At 43.1% G+C, this 15,715-nt stretch carries 6 protein-coding genes; all 6 read right to left on the bottom strand.

What is annotated here, in order from left to right; genetic code table 11:
• Positions 1-9: 9 nt before the first annotated feature.
• Genes NST69_RS05635 through NST69_RS05610 form a run of 6 tightly spaced genes read right to left on the bottom strand, consistent with a single transcriptional unit; the run spans position 10 to position 15,698 of the window.
• Positions 10-1,962, bottom strand: coding sequence for a carbamoyltransferase C-terminal domain-containing protein (locus NST69_RS05635; protein ID WP_342548710.1), 1,953 nt, complete (start codon positions 1,960-1,962; stop codon positions 10-12).
• A gap of 32 nt (positions 1,963-1,994) precedes the next feature.
• On the bottom strand, positions 1,995-2,993 hold the full coding sequence (locus tag NST69_RS05630; protein WP_036727789.1) for a U32 family peptidase: 999 nt from the start codon (positions 2,991-2,993) through the stop codon (positions 1,995-1,997).
• Between the two features lie 21 nt (positions 2,994-3,014).
• On the bottom strand, positions 3,015-4,382 hold the full coding sequence (locus NST69_RS05625; protein WP_051478210.1) for a hypothetical protein: 1,368 nt from the start codon (positions 4,380-4,382) through the stop codon (positions 3,015-3,017).
• Between the two features lie 45 nt (positions 4,383-4,427).
• The gene (locus NST69_RS05620) at positions 4,428-11,798 is read right to left on the bottom strand and encodes an amino acid adenylation domain-containing protein (RefSeq protein ID WP_342548708.1); all 7,371 of its coding nucleotides are present in this window, start codon (positions 11,796-11,798) and stop codon (positions 4,428-4,430) included.
• A 10-nt stretch (positions 11,799-11,808) separates the two neighbouring features.
• Entirely contained in the window at positions 11,809-12,519 is a 711-nt protein-coding gene (locus NST69_RS05615) for an alpha/beta fold hydrolase (protein ID WP_036727785.1), read from the bottom strand.
• Positions 12,516-15,698 (bottom strand): cyclic peptide export ABC transporter, encoded by a 3,183-nt coding sequence (locus NST69_RS05610; protein WP_340955297.1) that lies wholly within the window; start codon positions 15,696-15,698, stop codon positions 12,516-12,518. The genes NST69_RS05615 and NST69_RS05610 overlap by 4 nt, the downstream gene beginning before the upstream one ends.
• Positions 15,699-15,715 lie beyond the last annotated feature (17 nt).

Raw genomic sequence — 15,715 nt, 5'->3', positions numbered from 1 at the left:
TGTTTACTTTTATTTGCCAGCGATTTTATCGAAAAAAGCTGCTATCCTCAGTTTGTTGATGCAGTCATCTGCATAATTTTCCAATTCTTGAACATCTTCCTTTCTCATTATGTCATACCGGTTCATAAGATCTGGCAGCATGTAATAAAAAATTAAAGCGCGTTTCGAGACGTTGAAGGGATTGTACAGCTTGGTGTAAATTTCCTTCATTCTTCCGACAGAATGAAACGTTCTTAAAGGCCTTGGTAAAGGTCTATTCTCTTCGTATTCGCCGTGACGGTGAAGTTCAACCCTCATACCATTAACATAAATAATCTTGAAATTTTTCCGGAGTGCAAAGTTAATCGCTTCCTCAATCCGGTCGATGATGGGTTCACCTTTATCATTTAAAGAGGTATTGCATACAATCGGCACACCGGTCTCTTCGTTAAATTTCTCTATCAGTCCATACAAGAGATCCTTCTCATCTTTTTTTATCGTTTGTATTCTCGCACTGTTATCCAAATGCAGGATGGCAGGTACCTGATTCTTTTTATCCTCTCTGATGTGGTAAGTATGAAGCATGTAAGGTGATTTTTCTGAACCATCAAACCATTCCTTTAAATGCTCTTCTAAAATAATCGGAGCAACGGGCCTCCACCATTGTCTGTCTTTAACCTGATTCAACAGCGTTTTGGCATCATTGTACCTCGGGTCGGCAATAATGCTTCGATTTCCTAGTGCCCTTGGGCCTATTTCGGACCTTCCATAAAACCATATAAAAGGCCCATTGATCAGGTCCCGGACAGCCTCTTCCGGATTGAACTCACTTATGGAAAGAATGTGCTTCTGATATGGCTCTGATTCTATAACAGTTAATAATCCGTTGTGCTGATTACCGTAATAGCTGTTTCCCAATGAAAAATGAAAGGTATGTATTTTTTTGTAGAAAGCATATAGTGCAATCCCCATGGACATACCGGTATCACTGACACAAGGTGTACTAATAAACCCTTTAAAATTATATTTTTGCATTAAATAAGTATTTGTCGGGCAATTCAGCGCAAAACCACCAGTAATGGAAAGATAGGTATCTTTTCCCTCTATGCCGGACCGCTCTAATAAATTCTTGACATTTAGGTCCATGATCCGAATTGACATCTTCTGAATTTCTTTCATTACCATACTGATTTTATTGTCCTGGTAGTCAAAGGCTTTGTCGAAACCATTGAATACAATGCCGATATCTTGTTCCGTTGCCTGATCAATGTTTTTCTCTAAACCGTCAATATAATCGGAAATGACTTGATAAGAATTATTGAGAACTCCGGTCGTTTGGAATAAGAAAGTTTCTTCTTCCACATCAAGAAGCTCACTGGTACTTGCCGAAGCAAGCGCCATTAGCGTTCCCTCCCGCAGATTGTACCGAAGTCTGCAATAGGCCCACAGCAATGCCGGCGAGTAAAGCGGATAAAACTCGATTTGTCCATTCTTCACTATGCAACCAATATAGCAATATTTATTATCTCGATAAACATTTGGATCATTAACATGATCGGGACCGTGGTCAACCGCAAGACCGATAATGTTGTCATGTTGAAGAAGCCGAGTTTCGGAATAAATAGCGGAAAATAAATGTGCTACGCTGTGATATGCATATTCGGGAAAATCTTCGACAGAATGGTAATCATCTACGGTGTCCAGCCCGGGTGAACCCCAAACCTCATTCATATCATTCAGCGATAACTGGTACGTATCCAACAGGGAATTAATCACTCTTCTCGCCTGATCAATGTCCAGAAATGAAGTGGAATGTTGTTTATAGCCCGTCAATCGTTCCAATTCCCAATAATGAATAAGCTGGACATGATCCCCCTCTTTTTTCCATAACGATACATTTTGATCATGCCTGATTTCCAAATCCAGAATATGTGCCTGTGTATTGATATCTATATAAGCCGATAAGTAATATCCATCTTTCATTGCCAATACCTCCAGCCTAAGGTTTGATTTCATTAATCAGGATAATAACAAAATGCCGGGCAGCGGTTATTGAATATTTCCGCTTTGACTCTGACCTCGTATTCGTGCGGGTCGGTTATTTCGTTTGCCAGACGAATCAGGCTCTTCATAATCTTGATATCTTCAATCATGTACTCCAGTACATAGCCTCGTCCTACAACCTTCAAATGGGTAACCCCTATATCCATAAGCTTTCTGATCTTGCATACACCGCAGCCCTCGTTTCCAAACCTCGGATAATCATAACCTCTTTTCTTTTCCGGGTCCGCGAGTTTTAGACGGTCTCTGAACATCTCCATACTTTTCAGCTTATCTCCAACCTTTGGAAAAATATTCGATTCATCGTCCAACTTAGAGGTTTTTTGCGGGATATAACATGCCGGTAAAAGCTCGTCACAATGCAGCGAATTACAAAAACCTCCGGAAAACGAACAAAGTGCGTTGAGTATAAACGCTTCGAACTCGATCTGGCCTTTCACGCCCGAACCATTAATCAGTTGTTCCATATTCGCAATGGGTATTTTTCTCGGGAACACATACCTTGAGACCTCAAATTGGTTTAACAGCTGAATCGTCCGGTGATTAATGGCTTCAATCTCGCCGCTGAAATGAACCGTGCATTTAATTCCAGCTTCCCGCAGATAAATGACCAAAGCCAAATCGGCAATAATGAACGTTTCAAATCCGATGTCCATTAAACTGTTTACAATTTTGGTAATATAGGGATATAACTCATTTTGGTAATAATGTGCATTAAAAGTTATTTTAACGGGAATTCCATAGGAATCCGCCATTCGCTTCAGGATCTTCATGCTGCTATAGCTGGTCATATTGGTTGCCTTCGCCAGATTTTCTCTCCGGTTCAACGGAATAACGGAAGAAAATTTATTGAGCCACTCAAAAGGAATAAATCCGCAAAAAAATTCATCCGCTCCAGCTTCGGCCAACGGTTCAAAGTTCCTGATCTCTGATAAAGGAGATAAAATTTGCATACCAGTATCCTCCAATGATAGTTAATACACTGACAAAACAATCCTATCAATCCCGCTGGCGATATAATCATCCAAGCAGGATGAATCCTGCAGCAATGACGTTTCAACCCCGATAATACTGTTGCCGAATCCGAATATATCCAAATGCTTCGGATAGCTGAAATAAAACTCATTGCAATACTGCTGGCATTTTACGGCAAGTCTCTGGTCGCTGCGGTTTGTACTGGTACACTCAGCATACAAGGGACAATAAACCGAAGTATTGATCTGGTAAAAGGGAAAATGTAAGCTATGATTCCCCTCCGGAATACGATTTTTCAGCTTATGCGACTCGAATTCGTATCTCTCGATCCGGTGTTTCAGCAGAAATTGTCTTAAATGCTCTGTGTTTAGATTATTCTCTTCAAAAGCAATGGACCTTTCTTTGAAGCCCCACATAAAGCCTACTCTGGAATCTTTCTTTCGCTTATTCAGCAGCCGGCCAAGAATGGGCTTGAGACGTGTCGTTTGTTCGTTGATTATCCCCAACATTCCCCAGTCATTGACGCTGAATTCCACCTCTGTGTCCTGCTCGATGCACCAATTGTCGATAAATTGGATGATTCGCTCAACGCTTTCCACAGAATTCTCAAGCAAATAGGGATATGAAATCACAATTTTCAGTCCCAAGCCATGGGCTTTAGCAAGAATTTTTTCCAGCAATGGCTTTGCCGGAAATAGATTGTGACAGAATTCGTTTCCAATATAGATTGTACGGACCGCTTGAGTGAACAATTCATGCTCTTGAAGATTTAACTTAGTAAGCATCTTGTACTTAAACGCAGAGAAATCCATTTGAAAAAAATCAATATATTGGAAAAATCCTGATATTGAAATAGCTAAATCTGTTTTTTCCGATAGGGAACGAAATTGTTGCTTCTCTTCTTCCGATAAGGTAAAGGAGAACAGGCCTTGCAGATGCTCCTGGTATTGCTCTGAAAAAACGGCATCCTCTTCAAAGGGATACTTCGGTTGCTTGGCATCCAAAAAGTCTAAGTCATTCAATCCATCCGCACTAGCTTGTTTGGCAACGTTCATTATCCGGTTGATTCTGGATAAAAACTCATGAAATTCCGCTCCATCCTGACCCTCAATCTGAAAGGAAGCGATAATTATCTTATAGAACCGCATATCTTCTATATGTGATGTCTTACAACAAAGGCGGAATTTTTTATACTGGAAATCGGCATAATCAAACATTTGTATATCCAACCCAAAAGCTTCCTTTTCTATTATGGAAGGGCTTTCAATAATAACCTCATCATGTGTAATACTTCTGACTCGAATATCTTCTCCATTTCTAAAACCAACAACCAGCGTAGGAGACATTTGTTCGGTGTTAAATCTCATTTTATTCCTCCTGCCCATAGTAGGCTTCGCTTGTAATTATCATAATCACAACATGCCCTGATACTGTTCTTCCCACTTTGAGAGCTCCTCTAAAAATTCATCCACGGTATCCAGATCGCCGAAAAATTCAATAATTTTGCCCGAAATGTGATGAATCGTAGGGTAAAGAAACACATCCTGTACTTTCAGTTCCAGATGAAACTTGTTATTGATGGCATTAATCAAGCTTATGCCAACCAATGAATTACCGCCCAAATCAAAGAAATCATCATACATTCCAATGTTCTCAACCCCGAATATATCCTGCCACAACTCACTAATAGCCTTCTCAAGGTTATTACTGGGCGGGGCATATCTTACACTTAACTCCGGTCTTTGATACAACGTAGTGATGTTCGGTACATCCGTGCCGCTGGTGTTCAAATGCACATTCATCCAGGAGACCTTGTCCTGAGCAGTAATAAGATACGCTCCATCGCTCATGCTAAGTATACTCCGCAGAATATTTAGAGTTTGTCGCTTATCCGAACCCCACTCCCACGCGGCCGTCTGATATGGACGACTTGCATAAGAGCAGTTGTTCAACAACAACCAAGCCGGTAAGCCGCTGCTGATATCCTTGTCAAATAAGTGGAGGTGTAAATGCAGCATAGGCTTCATCCCGTAGTCCTTGTCAGTCCAACGCAGGTTTGGTGCAGAACCCTCTGATGAATCGGAGAAACAAATGATGCCATTAACACCGAATTCGGATTCACAAGCATCGCGGTAAATTCTAAGCGTATGCTCCTCATCATTTCTCTGAATCTGTTCCCATCTGACTCCATCTAAGCTTCTATACTCTCCGCTCGAACTGTCAGCCACCGCAGCAATTCTGCAGCCCATCTCTGTGAGTAAGGCGATCATTTCCGCTTCCCGTTGCTTGATATCCCCCATAATAAACAAGGACATAGCTTCATCTCCGGCAGAGCTTGAACAGACGCTGTTCTCTTCGGTCCATTCTATAACCCATCGATAGCCGTTGCGGTATACCGCGATGGTCGAATCCTGTCCCTGCTCAAGCTCCATAAGAAGCTGCGCCGCACACTGCTGGTATTGCTGTTCGATCTCCATATCAATCAGCTTGCAGCGTAGATTCTTTGATATGTTATTGAGTGTTAAGCAGCACTTGTTGTAGATGGACGCATCCGTTCTTGTCGGTTCATTTCCTATCACATGGAACAATCTTGACCCGATGAGATAGATCCGGAGAATCTCATTAACCAGCACCTCCCGGAAGAGCCGTTCCAGAATGGACAGCGACTGTTCTACAACTGCCTCCTCCTCATTGAGACCCCACATATACAATATTTCATCCGGCAGGGAGCCAATTCGATCCATGATGCTGATATAATCATTCATTCTTGTGGAGTTGATGTAATATATCCCGTCCGCCTCAGAGAAGTCCTCTGCAGGGAAAATGCAGTATACCTCATTTCCTTCGTCAACCAATTGCCTTTGAATGGAGTCAATAAGCTCTGAAGGGTACCCGAAGATACATACCCGTCTGGTATTTTGCTTAACCCGCAAGCCCCCCAACGAAGCTCTCTTCCAGGTAAGTGAATACAGCGATTGTGATTCATCTCCCTCACGGCGGCTAAGCGTGTCTTGAGGAAGCCAATATCTTTGTTTGAAGAAGGGGTATGGTACCAAAGGCACCCTCCTGCGCTCTTCATTCTGATAAAAACGTTCCCAATTAAACGGAACATGCATTCCCGCTAGCATCCCTGCCGATTTTATGAGACTATAATGCTCACTGTATCCCCGGACGACATGTCCCATGGAGGCAATACATGGGACATCAGCCGATGGCTCCTCGACATTTTGTTGAATCAGGCTTGATAAAAAACGTCCTGGACCTACTTCTAGCGCAACACCTAAGCCTTCTCTCAAAAGCGACTGAATCCCCTTTGAAAAGTTCACAGTCTCACACATATGCCTGATCCAATACTCTGGGTCTGCCGCATCTTCATCCTTCATCCAATGACCCGTTACATTTGAAATATAAGGTATCGTGGGTTTTTTTAACGGAATGCTTTGAAGGAGCTCCAAAAACTGTTCCCGGGCAGATTTCATCATGTGTGAATGAAAAGCCTTGGAACCTTTAATGGCCTGATAGGCCACTCCCTGTTGCTGAAGTGACACCTTAAGAATATCAAGTTCGTCTAATGAACCTGCCACAACTGTTATACTAGGGCTATTTACTGCTGCAACGGACAGTCCCGGCGTCAAGGTTAAGATCGGAAGTGTCTCCTCAACACCCATGCAAACAGCAAGCATCCCTCCCTTTTCCGTGACCCTGTCTATTATCTGTCCGCGCTTCATAATGAGAAATAAGGCATCTTGAAGCGTAATGACCTCTGACAAACATGCCGCTACGTATTCGCCAATGCTGTACCCAATCATTGCTTTCGGTACAACGCCCCAGTGAATGTAGAGAACACTAATTGCGTATTCCAATACAAATAGAGAAAGGTGTATTTGACATGTACTCCATTCATCCGCTTGCCGTCTAAACATTATGTCTCTGATATCAAACCGAGCATGCTGCATAATAATCTTAGCGCAGCGGTCAACTGCTTCACGGAAAACAAGCTCGTTCTCGTACAAATCCTGTCCCATACCGGTATAATGCTCACCTAAGCCCGGGAACATAAATGCGACGCCATGCTGCGTATCTGCACGCTTCAGATAATGAAGTTCCAGCGGGTCTTTGGTTTCGAGTACTTCGATCAGCTCATTTACATCACTGCAAACAAGCATATAGGATTCTTTGAATCTCTTTCTCCCCACAGCCAAAGTGTAGGCGACATCCGCAAGCGATAACTCCGCATGGTTTCGAAGATGACCGATAACCCCCTCCACTGTATCGGTTAAGCTCTCCCACTTTTGGGCGGACAGAATAACTGGCAGATACCTCCTGGATTCTTTTGACGAATGTACAGCTGGTGCTTCCTCCAGAATAAGATGCGCATTCGTTCCGCCAATACCAAACGAACTGACAGCCGCCCTCCGCGGGCCCTCATGAACATTCCACGGCTTCGCTTGGTCGATAACGTAGAAGGGGCTTGTTTGAAAATCAATGTTCGGATTCGCAGACTGATAGTGCAAACTTGGGACAAGCATTGCGTTTTTAAGCATAAGGGTTGTTTTTATTAACCCGGCAATACCCGCCGCTGCATCAAGATGGCCGATATTGGTTTTTACCGATCCGATTGCACAGTATTGGATTTCATTTGTATAGTTCCGGTAAGTCTGGGTTAATGCCGCAACCTCTATCGGATCACCCAATATCGTTCCGGTTCCATGCGCTTCGACATATTGGATGGATTGGGGGTCCACACCTGCACGTGCAATTGCCTTGTCAATTACCTTGGATTGCCTGTTGACACTAGGAGCAGTGTATCCGATTTTCTCGGCTCCATCATTATTAATGGCTGAACCCTTGATCACAGCATATATGTGATCATGATCGTGGAGAGCATCCTCCAACCGTTTCAGTACAACAACACCTGCACCGTTCCCGCTGACAGTTCCATTCGCGCGTTCATCGAAAGCCCTGCACTGCCCGTCTTTAGAAATAACTCCGCCTTCGTCATGATACACAATTTCATCCTGCGGAATTTTCACAGCCACACCGCCGGCCAGAGCCATGCTGCACTCATCGTTAATAAGACTTAGGCAGGCCTCATGGACACACACCAATGATGATGAGCAAGCTGTTTGAATATTAATGCTTGGCCCGCTAAGATTCAACTTATAAGACAATTTGGTGGAGAGGAAATCCTTGTCGTTCATAAGCATGGTCTGCAGAACCCCATGTTTTTTTGCGATGCCCCAAGCTTGGCTGGAGTTTAACAGATATGTATTCATTCCTGTGGTGGCAAATACACCTATCTCACCGGAATACATCTCTGAATGATAACCCGCATTCTCAAGGGCATGGTAGGCACATTCCAAAAAAATACGATGCTGCGGGTCCATTAACTGCGCTTCCATCGGCGTATAGCCAAAAAAACCGGCGTCAAACATATCGATGTCAGAAATGACTCCCGAAGAATATGTTCTCGCTGCGCTCCCCGGCTCTTTCGGGAAAACGCTAATACTGTCAACGCCGTTCACCAGATTGCTCCAGAATGTATCAAGGTCTCCCGCTCCAGGAAATATGCCTGATATACCGATAATGGCTATGTCTGTTTCATGATGAGGGCCCATCTTATGAACTGGAAGCCGAACGTCAGACTCAGCCATGGTCAAGCCACTCAAATGTGACGATAATGCCTCTATCGTAGGATACTGGAACAACGTTGTTACCGGCAGATTCAACTGGTATTCCTGATTGATCCGGTTCATGATCCTCATTACGGAGAAGGAATTGCCGCCAAGATCAAAAAAATTATGCTGCGTATTGATCTCACTGCATTCCAGCTCTTCCCGCCATAATTCCATTACCTTTTGTTCGTAACTGCTCTTGGGAGCAGACCGCTCAATCCTCTTCTCCTCTGGACGGGTTATCTGAAACAGTCCTTGACGGTTTATTTTACCGTTTGGAGTTTTAGGGATATCATTAAGCTGTACCAGAGTCGAAGGAATCATATAAACGGGCAGGAAGCTAACCAAATAATTACGCAGGCCGGTTGTATCCAGCGGTTGATCGGATGTAAAAAATGCATGAAGATTGTCCTCTCCATGCTTGTTCTTCTTCGCAATCACAACCGCCTCTTTTACGCCCCCGAACCTTGCTATAAACCTTTCAATTTCCTCAAGCTCAACCCGGAAACCTCTGATTTTAATCTGGTTATCGAGCCTTCCAAGAATCTCGACACTCCCATTCGGAAGCCACCTTGCGGCATCTCCGGTTTTATACATTCTGCAGTTTTCTTTAAAGGGATGCTCTATAAACCTTTCTTTTGTTAAATCCGGGCGGTTAAAGTAGCCTTGTGACAGTCCCTCACCGGAGATATACAATTCACCGGCCACTCCAATTGGTTGCGGTTGAAACTTATGATTCAGAATATAGATCTGTGTATTACGGATCGGGGTTCCTATGCTGAGTTCCGCGCTGTCAGTCAGCCGCTTGACTGTGGACCATATAGTTGTTTCCGTCGGACCGTACATATTATATATTTCGCCCTTCATGCTATTTTTTAACTCTTCCAGGAGCGGTTCATGAAGGGGCTCCCCGCCGATCAACAAATGCTTGATCGCGTTTAGTGATTCTTTACCTGCATTTTTGTTCAGCAACAGCCTTAAGCGGGACGGGGTGCTCTGAAGAAAATCAATCTTCTTTTCCGTAATCATTTGGCCCAACCGTTCCATATCCGTCTGCTCAACTTCACTGGCAAGAACGATTTTTGCTCCGACTGCCAGCGGCAGCAAACCCTCCAGGGCAAAAATATCGAATGAAATCGTAGTGACTGCGGCAACTACACTAGTCTCATCCATTGGAATGCGTTGTAGCATGCCCTCTATGAAATTATAAAATGCCTTATGTTGAATCATTACCCCCTTGGGAGTCCCGGTTGAACCGGAAGTGTATATCAAATACATTATATCCGAAGGAAGAGGATGCCCATGGGTAAGCACGGAGTCATCCTCGGAAGATTGAACGAGTTCTTCCATAGAAATTGTATCAAACTTTGAACATACATCTTCATATCCGCTCTTGTCGGTAATGATAAGCTTTGTCCCGCTATCCTCAAGAATACTTGTAATTCTTTCCTTAGGATATTGAGGATCAAGCGGCAAGTACGATCCGCCGGCTTTGAGAATGCCCAAAAGGGCAATGAGCAGTTCCGGCTTCCTGCCAACCAATAAACCGACAACCTGATTGGCCCCTATTCCATGGCGACGCAGCAATCGGGCAGCCTGGTTTGATTTTTTATCAATATACTCGTATGTATATCGGTTCTCCCCTTGCTCCACTGCGATGGAATTCGGATATTGTTTGACTGAATCCTGAAGAAGACTAAGAAATGAAGTATTTTCCCCGTCCCCGTTATCCGTTTGGTTGAAATCATGAATTAGCTTATGCCGTTCGGCTGTTGTTAGTATGTCAATGGACTCCACCCATTCATTTGGATCAGCGGCCATTTGTCTCAGTGTATTTTCAAATTGCATTGCAAGGCCGGATAAGGCCTCTGCCGTAACTTGTGTTTTGGGTCCCCCTAGGAAATGCAATTCTATGACATCGGTCAGGACCACTTGCAAGGTAATATCGAAATCACTGCCTTCAAACATCGAGTAATTTCCCAACCGAAACGGCAGATTGTATGTTTTTTTGTTTATATAATCAATGGGGTAGTTCTCAATGATGATATTGGTATCAAACAGTTCCCCGGGAACAGTGGCATTGCAGAATTGTTTGATGTCAATCAGCGGTGTGTTATGATATTGCCTCCGTTCGATTAATTCTCCTTTCACTTTCAGCAATAGCTCTTGCACCGTTAGCTCTTCAATGAGATTGATTTGCATAGGTACCGTATTGATGAACAGTCCAATCATTTGCTCTACTCTCGGGATGCTGACGGGTCTGTCGCTTATAGTTGTTCCGAATATCACGGAATCGGTATTTTTATACTTACTTATGACAATAGCCCAAGCGGAATATAGAAAAGAAGCTGCAGTCAGTTCAAGATTTCTGCATACGCTCTCCATCTTTTCTTTAATTTCCGTAGAAACGACATGTGTATGCTTGAGATTAAGGTTATGTTCTTGTCTCCTGGAGTCCTTATCGGGAAACAGGAGTACCTGTTCTTGTAAATCAATTAAATGAGCACGCCAATATTCCCGCTGTTCTGCTGTATTGCTCTGTTTACTGGCTTTAACATAATCCTTAAAGCTGCTCTTGTTATTGGAATACTCGGAATAGCCCGCTAAACTTTCATAAGCAGTAAATAGATCATCTATTAAAATCACATTACTCCAACCATCAAACAAGATATGGTGATAGGTAAGCAATACTTCATAAGTATCCTTTGCCAGTCTTATCAGCTTCAGCCGCAATGGTTCTTTTTGGAGATCAATCAATTCCCTCCGGTCTTTCGTCTTCAAATCATTGACCAAGGAATTCCTTGTCTCAGCCTCAACAGCTGAATATTCATAGACCTTCACAGGGACCTGCATATGTTTCAAAATGATTTGTACCGGCTCTTTAATATTTTCCCAGCGGAATATCGTCCGCAACATTTCATTCCGCTGTACAACCATATTCCAAGCTGCCGTAAACATATTCACATCAAGAGTGCCTATCAGCTGCAATGATAACTGCTGGTAATACAATTGGCTATCAGGGTTGCTGATGCAATTGAAGAGTATCCCCTTCTGTAAGGGCGTTAATGCCAATATGTCCTCGATTTCGCGGCTAGGCGCCAATTTCATCCCCACCCTCTTATTGTGACACAAGGATTCGGCTGTTCAGGTATCGGATCAGTTCCTCTTCTCTATCATTTAGGTAGAAATGTCCGCCGTTGAATAACCGAATCTCCGTAGGTCCATCTGAATATTCCTTCCATTGCTCCATGATCGGATAAGAAACCAGTGCATCCTCTTCACCCATCAAAGCATACAGATCACAGGTAAGCTTATTCTTCTTGTTATATGTGTAATTCTCAAGCATCTTAAAGTCGGACCGTAAAATGGGGATAAAGATTTTGGCTAAATCCTCATTCTCAAATACCTCCGGGTTCGCGCCTCCCAGTTTCAACACCGCTTCGATAAATTTATCGTTGGAAAGAGTGTGATACACTGTTTTATCGCCCGCTACGTGAGGAGGCCTTCTGCCTGACAGAAATAATCCTTTGGGTTCAGGATAACCGTGCTCAATCAGCTGATAGGTTACCTCGAGTGCCAGCCAGCTACCCATACTATGTCCAAATAGAAAGAAAGGGGCGGAGTCCAAGGTTGACGTTATTTGTTGGAATACATCTTCGACCGCCTCATCAAACCGATCATACAAAGCATTTGTAAACCGTTTGCCCCTTCCGGCCAATTCGATAGGCATGATCCCTATCTCCGGATTGAAATATTTTTTCCACTTGTGGTACATCATCGCTGAACCCCCGGCATGAGGAAGACAATAGATGCGCATTTTTTCATTCATTGAACTAATTCATCCTTTGCGGCAAAGATAAGAGCTGATGCTATGTATTGCGATTGGGGCACAATTTTCCCCAAATCCATCTTTATAATTTGATCTGCCAGATGGAAGTATTGATCATCATGAGTAATGACAATTACACATTTCGATTTTTCCTTCAACTGAAACAACAAATGACTGTAGAAGTAGCTGCGGAATTCGGGGTCTTGATCAGACGCCCATTCGTCAAAAAGAAAAATCGGTTTATCCTCTATATAACTTACAAACAGCGCCAATCTTTTTCGTTGTCCGGTAGAGAGATCTACGGTGCTAAACTCTCCGTTTTCAATTCTTACTTTGTCCGCAACCTGCAATTCAGCAAGCAGATCATCTACTAAGGCATCCTTCAACCGGTTATCTTCGTTCATTCCATACAGCTTTTTGAACAGATAATAGTCGTTGAAGACGGTTGTGTATAAACCCTTCAATTGCTCTGACCCTGACTCCTCCCCGTTAAGCGAGATGCTGCCGGAATGTTGGGAATACAACCCTGTGATTATTTTGGCCAGAGTGGATTTGCCGCTCCCGTTTCCTCCTGTTATGAAAGTTACCTCTCCAGACTTAAACGAACAAGAGAGGGGACCGAGCAGAAACTCATGCCCACTTTCGGTATTATATCTGAATGCAACTTCCTTTAACTGGAGGTCTATTCTCTTTCGCTCTCTGTCAGGGGTTGCCGGAGCGGGTTCTATTGAATCCACCGTCCCGTTCCCCAGCAGATCAATCAATTGATTTAATCTGTTCCAGCTAATTCTGATCTGAAACAGGTTAGGGATCGCATTCAGAACTCCGTTAACAGGACCTGTCATGTAAAGAAAGACCAATACATAGCTGCGCAAAGAGTTATTTTGCACATTATCAAATATGACCGGAAACAAAAATACTACGACACCAATTACAAAAGTAAACAATAGCTCCCCAATAACAAAAACGTTCGTGAATTTCAAATTCCCGGCAATTTGCTTTCTTTTGTAATTATCGCAACATTCCATCATATCCTCATGAAATTCGGAGCGTTTTCTCCTATTCAAGTTGAGTTCTTTAAATCCGTCGACCATGTCACGAATGAAACCGAAGAAAAGGTTCTGCGAATCTCGGGTTTCCTCCCATAATTTATTCGCTGATTTACCGGTGGCAAAATACAAACCCGCAGCAATAGCAATAAAAATGATTGAGGATAAAAGACCATAAAAGTTGATAACACCGAGATAGATAAAGCAACAAAGCAACGTTACAATATTTGTAATCAACGAAACGAAAATATTCACAAAATTGCTGATGTTCTCTGTATCGTTATTAAGCCCGGCATACAGCTTGCCGTTATCGATCTTCTCGAACTGCTCATAATCCGAACCTAGAATTTTGGTAATCAGCTCGGATCTTTTTTCGTACACCAGGTTATTTGTTATATGAATAAATTTAGATCTTACAATCCTCTGACCGAATACATAAATCAAGATCCCCAGAACAAAATACATAACCAAAGCTGTATCTGTATCACCATTACGATTCAGCGCTTCGTTGATGACAAAGATGATTAGGGCGTTGCCAAACCCGCTTAGTAAACTTAAGGAGATCAGAGAGAATATCAATCCTTGTCTTTTTTCTTTCGCTTCAAAGATTGAAGAAATCAGACTATAGACAACAAACAAACCCACCGTAACGTATAGCAGAGCAACAGCGTAAATTACGCTGTTTGGTGCCCATACGTTAACAAAACTCCAAGGCAATCCCCAAAACAAGAGGGCCGGCATTTTGTATAAGGAAAAACCGACGGAGAGAAGAACAATAAGGGCAAATAATACTTTTAAAAAGGATTGAATGAAATTCCCCTTTGCTCTCCAGCCTTGCCTGTGAATTTGAATCAGAGACATGATCAAAAAGAACATAATAGCTAAAGATGCCGGTACCGCTACACAAAAGATTACAAAGGATATTGTGTCAGCCGACTTGTAAGTATCTCCGGTTATAGCATTCGAAGGTTCATAGCCCTGTAGAATTTCTGTAATTCCTTGCCCGATCAGCTCTGTATATGAGCTGTTCAGATTTGCCAAGACAGCTACTCCCACGCCATCCGAGGGACGAATTGAAAAGAATGAAGAATAATTGGGGTTCGAGCCAGCATGTGAAAGCTCCCCTCCGCCCTTCTGAAAAACGTTCCACCCTGCGGCATAGGAAGAACCGTTCGGCCCAGGCATAACCGATCTGTCCGGCTCATGAGATGCACTAATCAGTTTTGCCAATGAAGATGGCAGTTCGGCTTTTCCAAGCTGGATCTGCAGCCAACGCTCAGTGTCACTTGCGTTAGAAATAATATAGCCTGCAGGTGTATTTCCGCGGTATTCCGGCGCCTGATAGGCTGCAGCTCTTAAAAATTTCAGCTTATAGCCCTCTGCAATCCGTCCACTGTCCGATTTATTTCGGCCTAGGTAGGTTTGATTCATTCCCAGTTTCAGCATGACTTCATTCTGCAGATAGTCCTCGAAGGACTGGCCGGTACATTTCTCTATGATGAGCCCAAGAATGTCATAATTAATAGTCGCATACAAAAAACGCTCACCCGGATAAAAATCAAGATGAACGCCACTCACATTTTTAACAGTGTTCTCCAGCGCCATGGATGTGCTGTCAATAGGGATATCCCCAATCGTTTTAAAAGGAATGCCACTTGTGTGATGAAGCAGCTGTTCAAGGGTAATTGGGACCTTCTCCGATATTTGGTGCCCTTTATATTCACCGGAATAGCTTGCCTCAAACCACGGCAGATATTTGGTCACAGGATCCTCTAAGCGGATTAATCCGTTTTCTACTAATTGAAGAACTCCTATCGCTGTAAAAGCTTTGCTTGTCGAGCCCAATTCAAAGAGAGTATCAGGAGACACCTTGACTTTGTTCTGCTTATCCGCATATCCGTAACCCTTTTTTAATATAGTTTTGTTATCCTTCACTACGACAACGGAAATACCGGGTATTCTCCCCTCGCGCATTTGTTTATTGATATACCCTTCAATCTCTTCGAGTTGACTGGAAGGATCGCCACTATTGCCTCCGGAAGCAAATGCATACCCTGTACATACAGACATCAAAAGGATAATGCAAACAGCCGCAACTATAACCCCATTGCTAAAAACAATCCTCTTCATTATGACGTTCCTTCCTC

The organism is Paenibacillus sp. FSL P2-0089 (assembly GCF_038595095.1).
Taxonomy (GTDB): domain Bacteria; phylum Bacillota; class Bacilli; order Paenibacillales; family Paenibacillaceae; genus Paenibacillus_AQ; species Paenibacillus_AQ silagei.
This window is presented reverse-complemented; position numbering and strand designations above follow the sequence as displayed.

Bases quoted from the DNA above. Each gene is read 5' to 3' on its own strand.
- NST69_RS05635 (WP_342548710.1), bottom strand. From the start codon at position 1,962: ATGAAAGATGGATATTACTTATCGGCTTATATAGATATCAATACACAG.
- NST69_RS05630 (WP_036727789.1), bottom strand. From the start codon at position 2,993: ATGCAAATTTTATCTCCTTTATCAGAGATCAGGAACTTTGAACCGTTG.
- NST69_RS05625 (WP_051478210.1), bottom strand. From the start codon at position 4,382: ATGAGATTTAACACCGAACAAATGTCTCCTACGCTGGTTGTTGGTTTT.
- NST69_RS05620 (WP_342548708.1), bottom strand. From the start codon at position 11,798: ATGAAATTGGCGCCTAGCCGCGAAATCGAGGACATATTGGCATTAACG.
- NST69_RS05615 (WP_036727785.1), bottom strand. From the start codon at position 12,519: ATGAATGAAAAAATGCGCATCTATTGTCTTCCTCATGCCGGGGGTTCA.
- NST69_RS05610 (WP_340955297.1), bottom strand. From the start codon at position 15,698: ATGAAGAGGATTGTTTTTAGCAATGGGGTTATAGTTGCGGCTGTTTGC.